Source organism: Kocuria sp. SL71 (assembly GCF_026672465.1).
In the GTDB taxonomy this organism is placed as follows: domain Bacteria; phylum Actinomycetota; class Actinomycetes; order Actinomycetales; family Micrococcaceae; genus Kocuria; species Kocuria palustris.
This window is the reverse complement of record NZ_JAPPRE010000001.1, coordinates 655,658-671,977: the sequence shown is the minus strand read 5'-3', so window position 1 is coordinate 671,977 and position 16,320 is coordinate 655,658. Positions and strand designations below refer to the sequence as shown.

Genomic DNA, 16,320 nt, shown 5'->3' with positions numbered 1-16,320 from the left:
CAGCGGACCGGGGGATGTCCGCTGCTTGATTGTTTCAGATGCATAGTCATCATGTCAGAAGGAAGCGGTCGCGCGAGCGGGATGTCGCCGACCGGCCTCCGCGGCGGCCTCCACCTGCAGCGCGATCAGCTTGATGGCCAGCCACCGGGGCAGACGCCCGATGCTTCGGTCCAGTGCCCGGGCCGTCACGCTCAGCGACCGCTCGGTGGTGACCGAGGCGACCAGGCGCACCGCCGCCCCCCATATCACCCGCGGCGGACGGTCGCCCTCCAGCGCCTCGGCTCCGTGCCGGGCGATGAAGATCTGCCGCGAGGCCCCGGAGTGCAGGGCTCGCCGGGCCTTCAGGAGGGTCGTGGTCGCCGCGGCGTGGTGCCTCGTCTCCAGCTCCCGGGCGAAGCGGATCGGCACACCGAGCTGATGCAGACGGTATCCGTAGTCCACATCCTCCCATCCGTAGCGGCGATAGGCCTCGCTGTAGCCGCCGATCCGCTCATGCAGGTGCCGCGGGACCGACACGCTGCCTGCCCAGTGCCGCCAGACCTTCTCGGGCGGCAGGGCGTAGGCCTCGGCCGCATGGCGCAGGTCCGCGCGATCTCCGTAGACGCGCTGATATGCCGTTCGAGGCAGGACGTGGCGCTGCATGCCGATCACCCCGCAGTCCCCGGCCGCATGGGCGGCCGCGTGATCCCGGATGTAGTGCGGTCCCGGCTCCAGGTCGTCATCAGCACGGATCAGGATCGGCCCTGTCGTCGCCTCCGCTCCGGCATTCAAGGCAGCCGACCTGCCCCTGTTCTGCGCGAACACCACCCAGTGCAGGTCGAGGACGGGCCAGCGATCGGCGCACTCGCGCAGGACCGCCTCCGAGCCGTCGACGTCGCCGTCGAGCACCACGCAGATCTCGAAGTCCGGCGCGCTCTGCTGCTCGGCCAGCGCCGAGAGCAGGCGGGGAAGGCGGCGGGCTCCTCCGCGCGACGGGACCACGACGCTGAGCTCCGGCCGCGTCCCCTGATTCGTCGTCGATGCGTCCATCAGATTCCCCTCTCCATCAGGAAGCGCTGCAGTCGTCGCCGCCCGGCCTCCGGGGACCAGTGCTGGACCCAGCGCTGGTGCTGGGTCCCGACCAGCTCCTCTGCGTCGAGCTCCTCGGCACGCCGGATCGCCGCAGCGAGGGACTCCGGGTCCCCCGCTCGCGCGATGAGCGGGTGGTCCCTCCCCACGACCTCGGGCAGCGCACCGGCATCAGAGACGATCACGGGCACTCGGGCCGCCATGGCCTCGGCGGCGGCAAGGCCGAAGACCTCCGACCAGTCGGAGGGCACGGCCAGCAGGTCGATCCGCTGGAAGAGCTCCTCCTTGGGGATCCAGCCCAGCAGCCGGACACGCTCGCCCGCAGCGTCGAGGCGCCGCTGGATCTGCTCCGCCTGGGCCGAGGGCACGAAGCGACGGTCCCCCGCGATCAGCAGCTCGATGCCGCCCGGTCGACCCTGCTCGAGCAGCTCGCCGGCCCGGAGCAGATCGAGGATGCCCTTGTCCGGGCTCAATCGGCCGAGGAATCCGACGCGCAGGGGGGCCTCGGCTCGCGGGGACGAGCCCTGCGGCTCTGCTTCCTGCGGCGCAGCCTCGACCCAGTTCGGCAGCGGCGTGGATCCCGGGAGACGCTCGGACATCCACTCGGAGGGGACCACCGTGGCCACCGCTCCCAGACGCGCGATCCTGGACAGGACCGCCTGCAGCGGCCCGGCAGGCAGCTGGTGGAGGTGCAGCACCCGCCGGGCGCGCCCGGACAGGGCGACCGCGGGCAGAAGCCCGTTGCACCACGTCACATCGACCGTCGAGCGGGGATGCCACCGACGCAGGCTCAGCATGTACGCGCGCCGCGACCGACCGGGAAGGCGTTCCACTGCGAATCCCGCATCCTCCAGCAGCTCGGCGGTCTCCGACGGCGAGCGTGGTGCCACGACCGTGACCTCCCGGCCGAGCTCACGCAGCTGCCTCGCCAGACGCAGCAGCATGACCTCTCCGCCGGAGACACGGCCCTGATTGGCCACGAGTCGAATGGTCGTCTTCGATGCGCTCACGGGGCTGCTGCCCCGGTGCTGCGGGCATGGGCCCTCTCCTGAGCCATCCGCCGCCGCTCCAGCTCCCACAGGGCCATCGCCCCGCCCAGCGCGACCATCGAATAGACGGTCAGGAAGACCTCGCCGAGCCGGAAGGACACGAGAAGGATCACGAGGACGGAGGCCTGTGCTGCCGTGGTCGCCCAGGTCCTGCGTCCGGCTGCTCCGAGGCCGAGGCCGCCGATCGCGAGCACGGCCAGCATGAGCACCAGCAGGGGCAGCCCGCCCTCCACGATCAGCGCCCAGTAGGAGTTGTGGAAGAAGAACGGCTGCTGCTCCGGGGGCAGCAGCACGAACGACTGGCCCGCTCCCTCGCCCCACGGCATGGCCTGCTGGGTCTTCGCCCAGGCTGCGTCGTCGATCCGGCCTCGGAACCAGTCGGTGCCGGTCCGGTCGCCGAACACGTCGAGCGAGGCGAGGTTCTCCTCGGCCCAGATGAAGACGAAGTAGAACGCCGTCAGCAGCGCTGCGCGCAGCACCGGACCCCCTCGCCCGCCCAGAGCCATCCATGCTGTGCCGAGGATCATCGCGGCCAGCCCCGTGCGGGAGCCGGTCTCGAATACGAGCACCAGCCCCAGCAGCAGGACCAGCACACGCGCCCATGGGTGGCGGATGAAGGCGACCACCAGGAGCGGCACGACCGCGTAGACGAAGCCGGCTACGTTCTTGTCCAGGATGTATCCCGACAGCGCCCCCTGATAGTTGTCGGGAGCCAGACCGGCGAAGAAGAGCACGGCGTTGATCACCAGTCCCACACCCATGCCGAAGATGAGCGGGCGCAGCGGAACGCGCCCCGTCGCCAGCATGAGGGCGAAGCCGAAGAGCATGCCGATGCGGACCATGCGCCGAGTCCATTCGACGTCGGAGGTGATCGAGACGGCCAGCAGCCAGACGTAGGCGGCCGCCAGCAGCACCATGACCACGGGCACAGCGGCGGCCCTCAGCCGCCCCGAGCGCAGCAGGGATCCTGCGAGCAGCACGCCCATGACGGTCTCGCTGACAGGCAGGTTCATGGCGATCCCCGGCATGGGGGACTCGACGAACAGCAGCGCGCCCAGCAGGAAGACGATCGGGGAGCGCCCCATGGCCATCCGGAGGTATTCGGCAGGCGAGCCCCAGGCCAGCGGCGCCGGAGGGGCCTGAACCGCTGCTGGGGCCGGAGCGCTGCTCCACGGTGCTTCCCCTGCGGATCTGCTCCGCCGCGCCGCGGAGGACTCCTGCGGGCCGCGGCGGGTGCGGCGCATCGGCTCTGTGCTCATCGCAGGGCTCCCTTCACGACATGTGCGATCTCCTGCGTCATCTGCTCCACATCCGACGGGGTCTGCGCCACCGCAGGACTCTGCGCGAGGCGCTCGAGAGCGTGGACGAGCTCGTCGGCTCCCGCCCGGTCCAGCAGCGATTCCGCGGGCAGGATCTCCGCGTTGCCGCCCACATCGGTGGCCACGGCGGGCATGCCCGCGGCGGCGGCGTCGAGCAGGCTGTAGCTCAGATTCTCCCAGGCCGAGAGCTGGATCAGAACATCGTGCTCGGCCATCGCGGGCCAGGGCTCGACGCGCCCGGCGAAGCGCACCGCCTCACCCAGTCCCAGGGTGGCCGACAGCCGCTGCAGCGTCTCGCGCAGCGGGCCGTCGCCGGCCACGGTCAGGGTGGCCTGCGGATCCCGCGCCAGCACGGCCGGCATGGCGCGCAGCAGCGCACTGACGTTCTTCTCGGGAGCCAGCCGGGACAGGGTGAGCAGGCGGACGCCCTCCCCCAGCCTCTGTCGGGGAGCCTGCCCGACGGCCTGGCGGACGCGCACGACGTCCACGCCGTTGCGCACCACCGAGATCGGGCAGCTCGGATCCCAGATCTCGCGCACGACGGCGCGCGTGGACTCCGAGACCTCGATCAGATGATCGCTCCGGCGCAGCCGTGCCCGATGCGCCGCCCGCACCGCCGAGGCCCGGACCCGGCTCGACTGGTACAGGGCCTGATCCGGGGCGATGCCGTGCTCGGTGCTGATCAGCGCGATGCTGCGCTCAGCCGCCAGCGCGACGGCGCCCATGAGATCGGCATAGGCCAGGTGCGTGTGCACGGCGCGCGGACGCAGCCTCCGGATCGCCCTGCGCAGGCTGCGCACCGAGCGCTGCAGCCCGGCCTGCGGTCCCAGCTCGTCGGTCAGCACGGCGATGCCCGTCTCACGAGCTCGCTCGGCCAGCGGGCCTTCGGGGCACAGCAGCACGGCGCGCAGACCCGGCAGACCGTGGCCCAGGGCGTCCAGGACATGCCGGGCCACGCCGCCGAGATCGGCGACGGGCACGACCCACAGCACGAGGGGATCGGGCGAGGTGCTGGGAAGCGCGCTCACAGCAGCGGCTCCAGGCGCTCCAGGGCGGTCCAGAATCCGGCGCCGCCGTCCACGTGGCCCTGCCAGATCTCGGGGATGAAGCTCACGCCGGGAGCCAGCCGGTCGAGCTGCTCGGCGAGCACCGGCCAATCCACTTCGCCCTCGCCGACCTGCACGCCCTCGCCGTCCACGCCGGTGCCGTCGACCAGGTGCAGGTGCGAGCTCAGCGGAGCCAGGGTCTCGACGGCCTCCGCGAACGAGATCCCCAGGAAGGTCGCCGCCAGACGCGTGTGGGAGATGTCCAGGCACAGATCCGTGCCCGTGCTGCGGGCGAAGTCCGCGGTGTCCTGCGGGTCCAGGAAGAGGTTGTGGAACTGCTGTCCGCCCATCAGCCATGGGAAGGGCGGCAGCGTCTGGGCGGCGATCCGCACGCCCGAGGAGTCCAGCCGCTTCAGCGCATCGGCGATGCGCTGGTACTTGTCCGCTCGCCGCTCGGCGGACAGGTGCCCGTCGGAGGTGAACCCGCCCATGGTGACCACCATGATCGGGTCCTGGTCCTGGGTGAACCTGGCGCGCAGGGCACGGGTGACATCGATCGTTCGCTGGACCTCGGCGATCGAGCGCTCCCAGTGCTCGGGATCGTGCGAGGACAGATCCACCAGGAAGTCGCCGGCGAACAGGTCCGGCAGGTGCGTGGTGAAGCCCATCGGCAGTCGCTGCGGCAGCGCCTGATCGATGTCGATCTCCAGGTCCTTGTAGGAGAAGTGGAACTCGAGGAAGTCGGGGTGCGTGGACTCGAGCAGCGACAGCGCGTCGTGATAGCGCACCGGAAGCCCCCAGGGGCGGCGGAAGGAGTAGTCGCGTCCGCGGGCCGGGGCATCGAGCAGGTCGCCCTCGAAGAAGAAGTCGCCTGCGCCCATGTCGCGGTGCGCGGTGCGGCCCACGAGCTGGCTCAGCCGGTCCGGCTGCAGGCCGCGGCCCGGACTGCGGACCTCGATGTCCCCCTGTCCCAGCCGCTGGCCGGCGCAGATGGGTCCGGCGGCCACGAGCGACTTGGCCAGGTTGGTGCGGTTCATGGCCTCGCCGGTGGAGACGGTGCGCTCCCGTGCTGTGCCCATGGCCTGCTCGATATCTCGGATCTGGCTCATCATCTGCCGGAACTCATCGGGCAGCAGAGATACCCGGTGATCCGAGCCCTCGAGCTCGCGGTCCGTGGTGAAGTGCTTCTCGATGATCTTGGCTCCGCGCGCCACGGCTGCCAGGGGAACGTGCCAGCCGCGCTCGTGCCCGGAGTAGCCCACCGGCACTGCCGTGATCTCGGCCAGGCGGTCCATGTACGCCAGGTTCACGTCCTTGTACGGCGCCGGGTACGTCGACTGGCAGTGCAGCATCGCGAAGGGCACCCCGAGCGAGCGCACCACAGCGGCGGACTCGCGGATCTCGGCCTCCCGGCTCATGCCGGTCGAAAGGATCAGCGGCAGCCCGTGCGATCCGGCGGCGCGCAGCAGGCCGTGGTTCGTGAGATCGGCCGAGGCGATCTTCAGCGCCGGGAGCCCGTAGTCCGCCAGAGCCGTCACGCTGGCCTCGTCCCACGGGGTGCACAGGACCTGGATGCCATGCTCCCGGGCATGGTCGAAGGCCCGGAAGAGCTGCTCGGCAGGCAGGGAGTACTTGGCCAGCAGATCCAGGGTGTACTGCGCGCCCAGGTCCTCCCCCGCCGACGTCGATCCGGACTGCCGGTACAGAGTGTCCATGTCGCGCAGCTGGAACTTCACGGCGTCGGCGCCGGCCTCGGCGGCGAGATCGACGAGGCGGCGGGCCTGTTCGACCGAGCCCTGATGGTTGTTGCCGATCTCGGCGATGACATAGGCCGGGCTCGACTCGTCGATGCGCCGGTCGCCGATGCGCAGCTCGGCCGGGCGGTCGATCGCGATCGCCGTGATCCGCCCGCGCTCATCCAGCACCGGCAGGTGGCTGGCGCCGGCGGGCAGCGCCGCGCGCATCTGCTCCTCGGTGGCCTCCGGGCCGACCGTGGCCGGATGCGGATTGGCCACCTGCTGGACGGCGACCTCCAGATCTGCCTCCGGGTGGGCCACGATCCAGCGTCGGAAGTCCCCGTCGGTCAGCGAGCCCAGCAGCTGCCCGGTCCCGTCGACGACGAACACGATCCGCTCCGTATTGCCCGTCATCTTGCGCAGGGCGACCACGACGGACTCGTCGTGGAAGACCAGGTACGGGGTGAGGCGGCGTTCGATGATCACGGGGGGGGTCCTTGGTTCGGGGGGGGGTGCGGATGGGGCGGGAGATGAGCCCCTCAGTCTGCCAGTCGGGCGCGGTGGGCCCTGACCTGCAGCTCGGCCAGCTGGAAGTCGAGCTCGGTATCGATGTCCACGCCCTCGAGGGGGTCGAGCTCGAAGAGGCTGATCCGGCCGCCCAATCGGTTGTGGTGCTCGTCGTAGACCCACGGACGCGTCACGTAGAGCGAGCCGTTCTCGCGGTAGCGCAGATCGGCCGGGGCCATGTCCTGGCGGCGCAGCCGGTGCTCGACGTCGTAGTCGGCACCCGGAGCCTGGCCGGGGGTCTCCGGCTGCCGCCACAGGAAGGGCGTCTCGGGCACGGCTCCCACCAGCGAGTCGGCGCCCTGCTCCCGCAGCTGCCGCACGGCTCGATCCAGGGTGCCGGGGAGGCGCAGGGGGCTCGTGGCCTGCAGCAGCATGACGGCCTCGGGCTCCCCATGTCTCCGGCGGTGATCCGCCAGGGCATGGAGGATCACCGGCTCGGTGGGGGTCTCGTCGCGGGCCAGCTCATCCGGGCGCAGGAAGGGGACCTCTGCGCCGTGCTCACGGACGATCGCCGCGATCTGCGGCGCATCGGTCGAGACCACCACGCGCAGGTCCTCCTGCGCGGCCAGTGCCGCGCGGATCGTCCAGGCGACCAGCGGGCGGCCCGCCAGCTCGCGGATGTTCTTCCCGGGGACTCCCTTGGAGCCTCCCCGCACGGGGATCACGCACAGGATGGTCATGGAGTCCCTCCTCGCAGATAGTCGGCCACGGCGCGGGCCGGCTCGGTCTCGGCCCAGCGAACGGGACGCGTGGGCTCCTGGCCCCAGCGCGCCAGGCCGTAGCGGTCCCAGAACTCGACCAGCCAGGGCGGCGGGTCGTCGTGGTGGACCCACGCGCGGCGACCGCGCTGAGCCGCCTCCAGCACACCGGTGGAGAACACGGAGACCACGTCCGCCTCCGCACTCGCCAGCGGCACGGACGCGTCCTGGAAGCGCACGCCGCGTCGGCGCATGCCGGCGTGGACCGCGCGGCTCAGGATGTCCTTCTCCGAGGGATGCGGCCGGTAGACGGTCTGCGGCTCCCTGCGCAGGAACCCCAGGGTCTGGCCCACGATCTGCCTGCGGGGCAGCTCGCGGCCGTGCATCTGCCCCAGGAACACGAGCTCGCCGTGCTCGGCAGACTCCGCCGGAGCACCGGCCGCTGCGCTCCACAGGGCCTGGGAGCCCACGGGGCGCACGGTCACGTCGCTGCGGCCGCTGGCCCAGAAGGCCCCGTCCTGCTCGGTGAACGACAGCAGCGTGGCCCCGGCGGGAAGCGGCGGCGCCCACGGGGTCAGCAGGCCGTGCTGGACCACCACCGACTCGATGCCGCGCTGCACAGCCCAGTCGCAGACCGCATCGCCGGCGGGCAGACCCGCACCAACGCTCAGGACGCGCACGATCCCCGCCCACAGCGGGTCCTGCGGATCCCAGCCAGGCAGCTGCTCGGCATGCTCGCTGAGCCCTGCCTGCTCCAGAGTCAGCGTCGAGCCCACGCAGGCCACGGATCCGCGCTCCAGCAGCTGCGCAGGCTCGAGCACCGAGGCGCGGCTTGAGGGATTGGCGCTGTCCAGGGCCACCAGGAAGCGCGGGCGCTGCCCGGTGGCGAGGACCCTCAGCTGCGGACGCTGCTCAGGGGCACCCTTGCGACGCACGGCGGCCACCGCCCGACGCGCGGCCGAGGGCCGCTGCCAGCGCCGCCACTGCTCCAGGTCCTGCGGATGCCTCAGACCCACAGCGCCTCCATCCGCTGCGCTCGGTGCACGAACGTGTGCTCCGCCAGGGTGCGCTGACGGCCCCTTTCGCGCAGGTCCTTCGCCCAGGCAGGATCGCGACGGACGCGCTCGACCTGCTCGGCGAGCTGCTGGGCGTCGTCGAAGACCAGCACCTCCCGATCCGGTGCGTAGAACTCACCGACGTCGCGACGATCGATCAGCTGGATCCCCCCGGTCCCCGGGATCTCGAAGGTGCGCATGGTGAACCCGTCCTGCCGGGCGTGCGTGTTGATCGAGGCGAGGCTGCCGGCCATGACGCCATAGCCATCGGAGCGGTCCAGCTGCGGCCCCGTGGGCAGCCCGGGCACCGGCAGCATCCGCGTGGCGGCGATGTCCGCCGGGCGCCGCGACCAGTCCCTCCCGTAGACGCGCACGGGCACGCCCAGCCGGTGGGCTTCGACCAGCAGGCGGACGCGCTGGTCGTAGCGCGCCCCGATGAACGAGACGGCGGGCTCCTGGCGAGGCGTGAATCCCAGCAGCGAGTCGAAGGCGTTGGGCAGATGGTGCGCGGTGATCCCCCGCTCCCGCAGGACACCGACGTCGTGCGGCGAATAGGAGGCGATCGCAGGCATGGACTCGAGCCGCTCCCACGTGTAGTCCATGCGCGCGACCTCGTCGTAGAGCCACGTCAGCACGGAGGCGCCGCTGCGCAGCACCGCATCCCACCAGCGATCGTCGAGCAGATCGCCCTTGATCACCAGAACGCGATCCGGCCGCACGGCCTGCAGCCGCTCGACCGCGCGGCGGGACGGCTCGCGGCGCCACTCGGACGGGACCAGGGCGGCGGGGAGGTCATGCACCGCCTTGTTGCGCACCCGCATGGCGAAGGAGGTGGGGAGGTCGTAGCTGTGCAGGATCGCCTCGTGGCCGAGCCGCTGCATGGCACGAGCCACCGAGGCGCCGTAGCCGTGGAAGCGCGGCGCGACGATCAGCGTCCTCATGCGCTGCCTCCCTGCGCGCGCACCGGTTCCGCGACCCCGCCCAGGACCCGTGCGGGGACTCCGCCCACGACGGCCCCGGCCGGGACATCTCGAGTCACCACCGCACCCGCTCCGATCACCGCGTCGTCGCCGATCGTCACGGAGGCGATGACCATGGCCCGGCTGCCGATGAACACCCGGTCCCCGATCGTGATGGGGCCGCCGCGCGTCACCGCCCCGCCGCGGTGCAGATCGTGTCCGGCGGAGGTCACCAGCACCCCGTCGGCGAGCATGCAGCCCGAGCCCAGGACGGTGCGCGTGATGCCGTGCAGGTGCACGTCATGGCCCAGGTACGCGTCGTCGCCGATCTCCAGCTCGCCTCCGGGCTCGGTCCCCAGCCACGCCCCGGGGTAGATCGCGCAGCCGCTGCCGACGCTGATCCGCTCGCTGCCCTGGATCTTGCGCGGCGAGACCATGACGGAGCCATCGCCCCAGGCGCGGAAGCCGCGTCGGTAGACGAGCTCGGAGGCCACCCGACCGCGCTGCCAGGCCAGGCGAGGCGGCAGCTCGGCGAGTGCGGACATCAGGCGCATCGGATCCCCTCACGGATCAGGCGCAGCTCGCTGCGCAGGGTGGAGATGGGTCGCACGGGTGTGCCCGCTGCTCGGCGCAGGCAGTTCACGGCGAAGTTCGCCGTCGAGGCAATGGTCAGGGAAGCGGCCAGCACGCGGGGCCTGTCCCACTTGCCGGCATAGCGGAAACGGGAGTCCACGAGCCACTGACGGCGCCGCTGGGGATCGGAGGAGCCTCCTCCCACATGCACGGCCTGCACCGACGGGATCACCACGGAGGCCACGCCGATCCTTCGCAGCCGCAGCTGGAGGTCGACCTCCTCGCTGTTCATGTGGAAGCCCTCGTCGAAGCCGCCGAGCGCACGGACCTCCGCGACCGGAAGCAGCATGACCGCTCCCATGACCCAGTCCACGGCGATCGGCTCGGTGCTCTCGACCCCCCGCATGTCATGTCCGACGGCCTCGTGCAGCACCCGGTGATGGCGCCAGCGCGCCAGCGGCGTCAGCCACTCGATCGTCTGGTGGCCGATCGTGGGGAAATGCCTCCCGGAGTACTGGGCGGTCCCCTGCGGTCCGAGAACCTGGGCGGTGGCCACGACCGGCTGCCAGGGCGCGGCCTGCGCCACGAGCTCGGAGATCTGCTCCGCCTCGATCTCCAGATCGGAGTTGAGCACCAGGGCCAGCGGCGTGCGCACCTGCTCCAGGCCCGTGTTGACCGCGGCCCCGAACCCGCCATTGCGCTCCCGGCGCACGACGCGCACGCTCACCGCCTGCGCACCTGCGGCAGACGCCCGCTCAGAAAGCGTCCCCGGAAAGGGGGACGGAGAGCAGTCGTCGGAGATCACGATCTCCGCGACCTCAGGGGCAGGGGAATTGCGCAGTCGACTGACGAGATTCAGCGTCTCCGCAGGATCGCCGTAAAAGGGGATGACGATCGTCACAGCGTCGCGCCATGTCACAGGCACCTCCGCCGCAGACTCGATGCGCATTCAGCCCCTTAGAAGAATATGGTGTCGCTCACCTCGGAATCGCCCGGCCGGGCGCCGCTCATGGCGACTGATCAGGCCGTCATCATATAATCTCGCATGTACTTCTCGGTGTCGAGGCGGGTGAGCAGCCGTGCGCGGCATACCGCCCGCCACGGCGCCGTCCCACGCACAGAAGGCCTTCCGTGACACAGCCGCTCATCGCACCAGACCTGGACGCCACCCCCTCCATCGCGGATCAGCTGCGCGCAGGCCTGGGGACCCTCATCCGGAACTGGAAGGTGATCCTCGGCATCATCCTCGCGTGCCTCGTGATCGCAGGCATCGTCACAGCGCTGATGCCCAAGACCTATTCGGCCACCTCGAAGGCCATGGTCATCGCCGGCGGAGCGACCAGCCTGGCCAACTACGAGGCCGCACAGAGCCTCGCCGGCTCCAAGGCCGCGACCTACGGAGCAGCCGTGGGCTCTCCGGAGGTAGCGAAGCTCGCCCAGGAGGATCTGGGCGGCATCGAGGTGGCCGGCGTCTCCGCCGACGTCCCCCCGGGCACGACCGAGATCAACGTGACCGGACGGGCGAGCACCCCCGAGGACGCCGTGGTCGTCGCCGACACCTACGCCGAGGCGCTGTCCGAGCACGCGGGGTCCATCGAGGCGGCCATGGCCCAGGGCCAGGAGGTGCCCACCGGTGAGGACGCCGAGGAGCTGACGGATCAGGAGCTCGCGGTCCAGCAGGCGATCGTGGACGGCAACCTGGTCCAGATCGTTCCGCTGTCCAGCGCGACCCCGCCGTCGGCGCCGTCGTCTCCCGATCTGAAGAAGAACCTCCTGATCGGCTTGGCCGCCGGCATCGTGATCTCGCTGCTCTACCTGTTCCTGCGTCACGCCTTCGACCGCAAGATCCGCTCCTCCGAAGGCGTCGAGAAGCGCACCGGCCTGCCGCTGCTGGGCGCCGTCCCCGTGGACTCCCGCCTGAGCAGCAGCCGCCAGCTCATCCCGCTGAGCACCTCCCGCAAGGACGCCCGCGGCTGGGCCACGGCCGAGGCCCTGCGGATGCTGCGCACCAACCTGGCCTTCTCCAATGTGGACAACCCGCCGCGCTCGATCGTGGTGTCGTCGTCGATCTCCGGCGAGGGCAAGTCCGCCGTGACCGCCAACCTGGCAGCCGCGCTGGCCGCCGCCGGCGAGTCCACGATCGTGATCGACGCCGATCTGCGCCGCCCGGTCCAGCACCACTTCTTCGGCGTTCCCGGCGGAGCGGGGCTCACCGACGTCCTGCGCGGGGCGGCCACCCTCGACGAGGTCCTGCAGCCCGGCCCGGACAGCGAGAACCTCTTCGTGCTCACGGCCGGGCGCACTCCCCCGAACCCCTCCGAGCTGCTGGGCTCGGACACCATGCGCCAGCTGATCCAGGAGCTCAGCCGCGATCACATCGTGCTGCTGGACACCCCGCCCGTCCTGCCCGTGACCGATGCCGCCGTGCTCGCCCGCAGCTCCGACGGCGTGATCCTCGTGGCCCAGGCCGGGCGCACGAACCTCGACGACCTCCAGAAGGCCGTCGAGCGGCTGCGCAGCCTGAGTGCTCCCCTGCTGGGCGCCGTCGTGAACCGCGCACCGCGCAAGGGAGCGGCTGCCAAGGACTACGGCCAGTACTCGAACGCGTACTACTACAACCAGACCGAGACCCCGGCCGCGGATCAGGCCTGAGATGCAGCGGGTCCCCGGAGCAGGCTCGTCGGGATCCGGGCACCGGATCGCGCTCGATCTGGGCGACGGGGCCGCGCTGCGCGTCGACGGCCTCGGAAGCCGGCAGCTGGCACAGCTCCGGCGAGCCTGGAGCCGGTTCCGCGAGCTCCCGGCAGATGCGCAGCGGCACGAGCCGGTCCTGAGCTGCCCCACGACGCAGGATGAGACCTCGAGCCTGCTGTGGAGCGCGTTCCACGAGGAGCTCTCCCAGCTGGCGGCCCGGCTCGTCATCGACGCCGGCCGGGGCACGTCGCTGATGCTCCACGCGGCCGCCGTCTCCGACCGCTCCGGCCGGGCCCTGGTGCTGGCCGCCCCCAGCGGCACCGGCAAGACCACTGCGACCGGGACCCTCGGGCGCAGCTTCGGCTACCTGAGCGATGAGACCTCGGTGATCGAGCCGAGCACCCTGAGCATCTCCCCGTTCCCCAAGCCGCTGTCCGTGCTGCGCCCGCACGGCCGCCGCCCCAAGGACCAGGTCGGCCCGGATGAGCTCGGCCTGCTCGAGCCCGTGCCCTCGAGGCTTCACATCCTGGGCGTGCTGCTGCGCCGACGCGAGCCGGACGGCTCCGCTCCCCGGCTGCGCAGGATGCCCCTGCTCGAGGCGCTCGAGCACCTGGTGCCCCAGACCTCGTCGCTGTCGCAGATGGACCGGGGTCTCGTCCTGCTGATCCGCACCCTCGAGCGCCTGGGCGGCGTTTGGGCCCTGGAGTACTCCGAGCAGCATGAGCTGCTCGGGCTCGCCGAGCGCCTGCTGGGGGGCGAGGAGGCGGTGGGCGAGGCCGCGGAGCCGGCACGAGCCCCCTGGGAGCCCGTGCCCCACGAGCAGCTGCGATTCGAGGACGCTGCGCCCCCAGAACCGGGCATGCTGCGCAGCGTCCCCGTGGACGACGCCGTGATGCTCACGGACCCGCTGTCGCCCACGCTCCTGCTGCTGCGCGATGAGCACTTCCACTGCCTGGTCGGCCTCGGACCGCAGCTGTGGTTCGACTGCCTCGGCTGGCGCAGCAGGGACGAGCTCGTGGCCGAGCTGCTCGGACTCCCCGGGGCCCCGCAGGACGCCGAGATGCTCGTGCACCGGGCGATCGAGGACCTCCTCGAGCTCGGCGCGCTCGAGAGCTCGGGGGACTCCCAGCTCTCGAGCTGACCCGCTCCCTCACGGCTGCGTGAACCCGCCCCCACCAGGCTCCGCACGCATGGAGCGCTCCCAGCCGACGATGCGCCGGACGAAGTCGTCGATCTCGGCGGCCATCGAGCGGAATGCCTCCTGCCCGCGACGGTACGGATCCGCGATCTCCGGGGCAGGCTCGCCGAGCCGGGCGCGCCGCGCCGAGAGCACCTCGGGGAGCCGACGCCAGCGCTGCTCGGTGCGGCGCGGGGCCGCCCCGGGACGCAGGGACTCGACGGGGCCGGAGGTCGACAGCTGCTCGAGCAGGGCCGCGAACTCCGGCAGGGTGAACGTCCGCTTGAGCATGCGCGGCGAGAGCTCGAGCACCTGCTCCACATGGGAGCGCTCGGCGGTCAGGACCAGATCGGAGGCCTCCAGCTCGGCCGCCGCCATCTGACGGGCCCGAATGCCATGGGCGCTGAGTCCGCGCCGTTCGAGCTCGACCCGGGTGCCGGGATCCGCCGGTGCCCCCGCAAGCGCCCCGGTGCCGGTGCTGGTCACCTCGAACCCGCCGGGGGCCGCCTGCTCGAGGGCTGAGCCCAGCACGACCTGCAGATATGGCGAACGGCACACGTTGCCCGTGCACACTGCCAGCACGCGGACCATCCGGCTCCCTCCCGCTTCGCTGCATGCGATCAGCCCTCGGACAGGCTTTGTCCCCTGAAGAGCGATCCACTATCTTGCCTGATGAGGCGACGCATGGGGGCAACCGCCGTAGGCTGAATGCATTCGCATGGACGCCGGCCCCCACCACCGGCTCCGGACGCACCCCCGCCGTCCCCTCGCGATTCCCCCCCACGCGATCCGCAGGTTCCTCCATTGAAGCAGTCTTCCGCAGACCACAGCGTCGCTGCCGCGACACCGCAGGGTCCTTTCGACCCCCGCGGTGCTGAGGGCTCCCCCGGACTGCCCTGGCACAGCCGACTCGTGGGCGCCGTGCGGCTCATGGATCTTCTCGCGCTGTCTGCGGCCGCTGTGCTGAGCCATCTGCTGCGCTTCGGCCCGCAGCCCGGCGCCAGCAGCCCCGACGGCCATTCCTACGCGGCGATCTCGCTGATCATCGTGGGCCTCTGGTGGGCCGTCCTGGGTCTGGCCGACTCCCGCAGCATCCGTCTGCTGGGCACCGGGTCGGAGGAGTACCGCGCTGTCGTCAACGGCTCGGTGGCGGTCTACCTCCTGGTCACCACGCTCAGCTACCTGGCCTTCCTGCAGCTGGCCCGCGGCTACGTGATCGCGCTGTTCCCCCTGGGTGTGCTGCTGCTCCTGCTCGGGCGCCGGTTCGTGCGCCGCCGGCTGGACGCGGCTCGCGCCCAGGGCCATGGGCTTCGACGCGTCCTGCTGGTCGGCTCAGCCGAGGCGACCCACGTGGTCGGGCAGACCATGCGCAGGACCCATTCGGCCGGCTACCGCCCGGTCGGGCTGGTCATCCCGGACGGCGCTGCGCCCCGGGACGATGACCTGCCCGCCCTGCGCGGTCGGCAGGACGTGCCGGGCATCATCCGCATGGCCCGCGCCACCGACGCCGAGGCCGTGGCCCTGGCCGGGGCGGATCCGCTGCCCAGCCAGACCCTGCGCGAGCTGACCTGGGGCCTGCACCAGGCCGGGATCACCCTGGTCATGGCGCCCTCGCTGCTGGGGATCACCTCCCCGCACACGGTGCACCAGCCCCTGGCGGGCATGCCGATGATCCAGATCCCGGCTCCGGAGAACAGCGGCTGGCGGGTGGCCGCCAAGCGGATCTTCGATGTCGTGGTCTCGGCCATCGGCCTGATCCTGGTGGCTCCCCTGCTGCTCGTGCTGTGCTTGCTGATCCGCCTGGACAGCCCCGGCCCGGCCCTGTTCCGCCAGGAGCGCGTGGGCCGCGACGGCCGCTCCTTCCAGATCCTCAAGCTGCGCACCATGGTGGTCGACGCCGAGGAGCGCCTGGGGGAGCTCATGCTGCGCGAGCAGCTCGGCCGCGAGGGTCTGTTCAAGCTCGAGCACGACCCGCGCATGACGCGCGTCGGGGCCTTCCTGCGGCGCACGAGCCTGGACGAGCTGCCCCAGCTGCTCAACATCCTGCGCGGCGAGATGTCCCTGGTGGGCCCGCGCCCTCCGCTGCCGCGCGAGGTCGCCGCCTACGACACCCCCACCCGGGGCCGTCTGCTGGTGCGCCCCGGACTGACCGGGCTGTGGCAGGTCTCCGGCCGCTCCAACCTCTCCTGGGAGGACTCGGTGCGCCTGGACCTGCTGTACGTCGAGCAGTGGTCGATGGTCCAGGACCTGCTGATCCTCGTGAAGACGGTCCGTGCCGTGGTCACGGCGCGCGGCGCGTACTGACGTCCAATCCCGCTCCCCGGACGAGACGGCGAGGGCGGCGACCGCGTGATGCGGTCGCCGCCCTCGCCGTCGCTG

The 16,320-nt window shown here is 71.5% G+C and carries 14 protein-coding genes; 3 read left to right on the top strand and 11 right to left on the bottom strand.

The window, feature by feature from the left end; all coding sequences use genetic code 11:
- Positions 1-54: 54 nt before the first annotated feature.
- Genes OVA15_RS03145 through OVA15_RS03100 form a run of 10 tightly spaced genes read right to left on the bottom strand, consistent with a single transcriptional unit; the run spans position 55 to position 11,019 of the window.
- A complete protein-coding gene (locus OVA15_RS03145) occupies positions 55-1,029 on the bottom strand; it encodes a glycosyltransferase family 2 protein (protein ID WP_024290628.1) in 975 nt (324 codons plus the stop codon).
- Positions 1,029-2,078, bottom strand: a complete 1,050-nt coding sequence (locus tag OVA15_RS03140) for a glycosyltransferase family 4 protein (protein WP_024290629.1) — start codon at positions 2,076-2,078, stop codon at positions 1,029-1,031. The genes OVA15_RS03145 and OVA15_RS03140 overlap by 1 nt, the downstream gene beginning before the upstream one ends.
- Entirely contained in the window at positions 2,075-3,376 is a 1,302-nt protein-coding gene (locus tag OVA15_RS03135; protein WP_268143005.1) for a hypothetical protein, read from the bottom strand. Before OVA15_RS03135 ends, OVA15_RS03140 begins: the two co-directional genes overlap by 4 nt.
- Positions 3,373-4,464: a glycosyltransferase gene (locus OVA15_RS03130; RefSeq protein ID WP_268143003.1), complete on the bottom strand. Its 1,092-nt coding sequence runs from the start codon at positions 4,462-4,464 to the stop codon at positions 3,373-3,375. The genes OVA15_RS03135 and OVA15_RS03130 overlap by 4 nt, the downstream gene beginning before the upstream one ends.
- The gene (locus tag OVA15_RS03125) at positions 4,461-6,704 is read right to left on the bottom strand and encodes an N-acetylneuraminate synthase family protein (RefSeq protein ID WP_268143001.1); all 2,244 of its coding nucleotides are present in this window, start codon (positions 6,702-6,704) and stop codon (positions 4,461-4,463) included. Before OVA15_RS03125 ends, OVA15_RS03130 begins: the two co-directional genes overlap by 4 nt.
- A 53-nt stretch (positions 6,705-6,757) precedes the next feature.
- On the bottom strand, positions 6,758-7,465 hold the full coding sequence (locus OVA15_RS03120) for an acylneuraminate cytidylyltransferase family protein (RefSeq protein ID WP_268142999.1): 708 nt from the start codon (positions 7,463-7,465) through the stop codon (positions 6,758-6,760).
- Positions 7,462-8,499: an RNA-binding protein gene (locus OVA15_RS03115; protein WP_268142997.1), complete on the bottom strand. Its 1,038-nt coding sequence runs from the start codon at positions 8,497-8,499 to the stop codon at positions 7,462-7,464. Before OVA15_RS03115 ends, OVA15_RS03120 begins: the two co-directional genes overlap by 4 nt.
- Positions 8,490-9,479, bottom strand: a complete 990-nt coding sequence (locus OVA15_RS03110) for a CgeB family protein (protein WP_024290635.1) — start codon at positions 9,477-9,479, stop codon at positions 8,490-8,492. Before OVA15_RS03110 ends, OVA15_RS03115 begins: the two co-directional genes overlap by 10 nt.
- Positions 9,476-10,042: an acyltransferase gene (locus OVA15_RS13205; RefSeq protein ID WP_285730901.1), complete on the bottom strand. Its 567-nt coding sequence runs from the start codon at positions 10,040-10,042 to the stop codon at positions 9,476-9,478. Before OVA15_RS13205 ends, OVA15_RS03110 begins: the two co-directional genes overlap by 4 nt.
- The gene (locus tag OVA15_RS03100) at positions 10,042-11,019 is read right to left on the bottom strand and encodes a glycosyltransferase family 2 protein (RefSeq protein WP_268142994.1); all 978 of its coding nucleotides are present in this window, start codon (positions 11,017-11,019) and stop codon (positions 10,042-10,044) included. The genes OVA15_RS13205 and OVA15_RS03100 overlap by 1 nt, the downstream gene beginning before the upstream one ends.
- Positions 11,020-11,201: 182 nt before the next feature.
- Here OVA15_RS03100 and OVA15_RS03095 point away from each other — a divergent pair, with 182 nt between their 5' ends.
- The gene (locus tag OVA15_RS03095) at positions 11,202-12,722 is read left to right on the top strand and encodes a polysaccharide biosynthesis tyrosine autokinase (protein WP_024290638.1); all 1,521 of its coding nucleotides are present in this window, start codon (positions 11,202-11,204) and stop codon (positions 12,720-12,722) included.
- Position 12,723: 1 nt separating this feature from the next.
- A complete protein-coding gene (locus tag OVA15_RS03090; RefSeq protein ID WP_268142992.1) occupies positions 12,724-13,905 on the top strand; it encodes a hypothetical protein in 1,182 nt (393 codons plus the stop codon).
- A 9-nt stretch (positions 13,906-13,914) separates the two neighbouring features.
- On the opposite strand, the gene OVA15_RS03085 is transcribed toward OVA15_RS03090, so the two are convergent.
- Complete coding sequence (locus OVA15_RS03085; RefSeq protein WP_268142990.1) at positions 13,915-14,532, bottom strand: arsenate reductase/protein-tyrosine-phosphatase family protein; 618 nt, start codon at positions 14,530-14,532, stop codon at positions 13,915-13,917.
- Positions 14,533-14,745: 213 nt separating this feature from the next.
- On the opposite strand from OVA15_RS03085, the gene OVA15_RS03080 reads away from it, so the two are divergent.
- A complete protein-coding gene (locus tag OVA15_RS03080; RefSeq protein ID WP_204783108.1) occupies positions 14,746-16,245 on the top strand; it encodes a sugar transferase in 1,500 nt (499 codons plus the stop codon).
- Positions 16,246-16,320 lie beyond the last annotated feature (75 nt).

Excerpts from the sequence above, each read along its gene's own strand:
- OVA15_RS03145 (WP_024290628.1), bottom strand. The coding sequence starts at position 1,029 with ATGGACGCATCGACGACGAATCAGGGGACGCGGCCGGAGCTCAGCGTC.
- OVA15_RS03135 (WP_268143005.1), bottom strand. The coding sequence starts at position 3,376 with ATGAGCACAGAGCCGATGCGCCGCACCCGCCGCGGCCCGCAGGAGTCC.
- OVA15_RS03120 (WP_268142999.1), bottom strand. The coding sequence starts at position 7,465 with ATGACCATCCTGTGCGTGATCCCCGTGCGGGGAGGCTCCAAGGGAGTC.
- OVA15_RS03110 (WP_024290635.1), bottom strand. The coding sequence starts at position 9,479 with ATGAGGACGCTGATCGTCGCGCCGCGCTTCCACGGCTACGGCGCCTCG.
- OVA15_RS13205 (WP_285730901.1), bottom strand. The coding sequence starts at position 10,042 with ATGTCCGCACTCGCCGAGCTGCCGCCTCGCCTGGCCTGGCAGCGCGGT.
- OVA15_RS03100 (WP_268142994.1), bottom strand. The coding sequence starts at position 11,019 with ATGCGCATCGAGTCTGCGGCGGAGGTGCCTGTGACATGGCGCGACGCT.
- OVA15_RS03090 (WP_268142992.1), top strand. The coding sequence starts at position 12,724 with ATGCAGCGGGTCCCCGGAGCAGGCTCGTCGGGATCCGGGCACCGGATC.
- OVA15_RS03085 (WP_268142990.1), bottom strand. The coding sequence starts at position 14,532 with ATGGTCCGCGTGCTGGCAGTGTGCACGGGCAACGTGTGCCGTTCGCCA.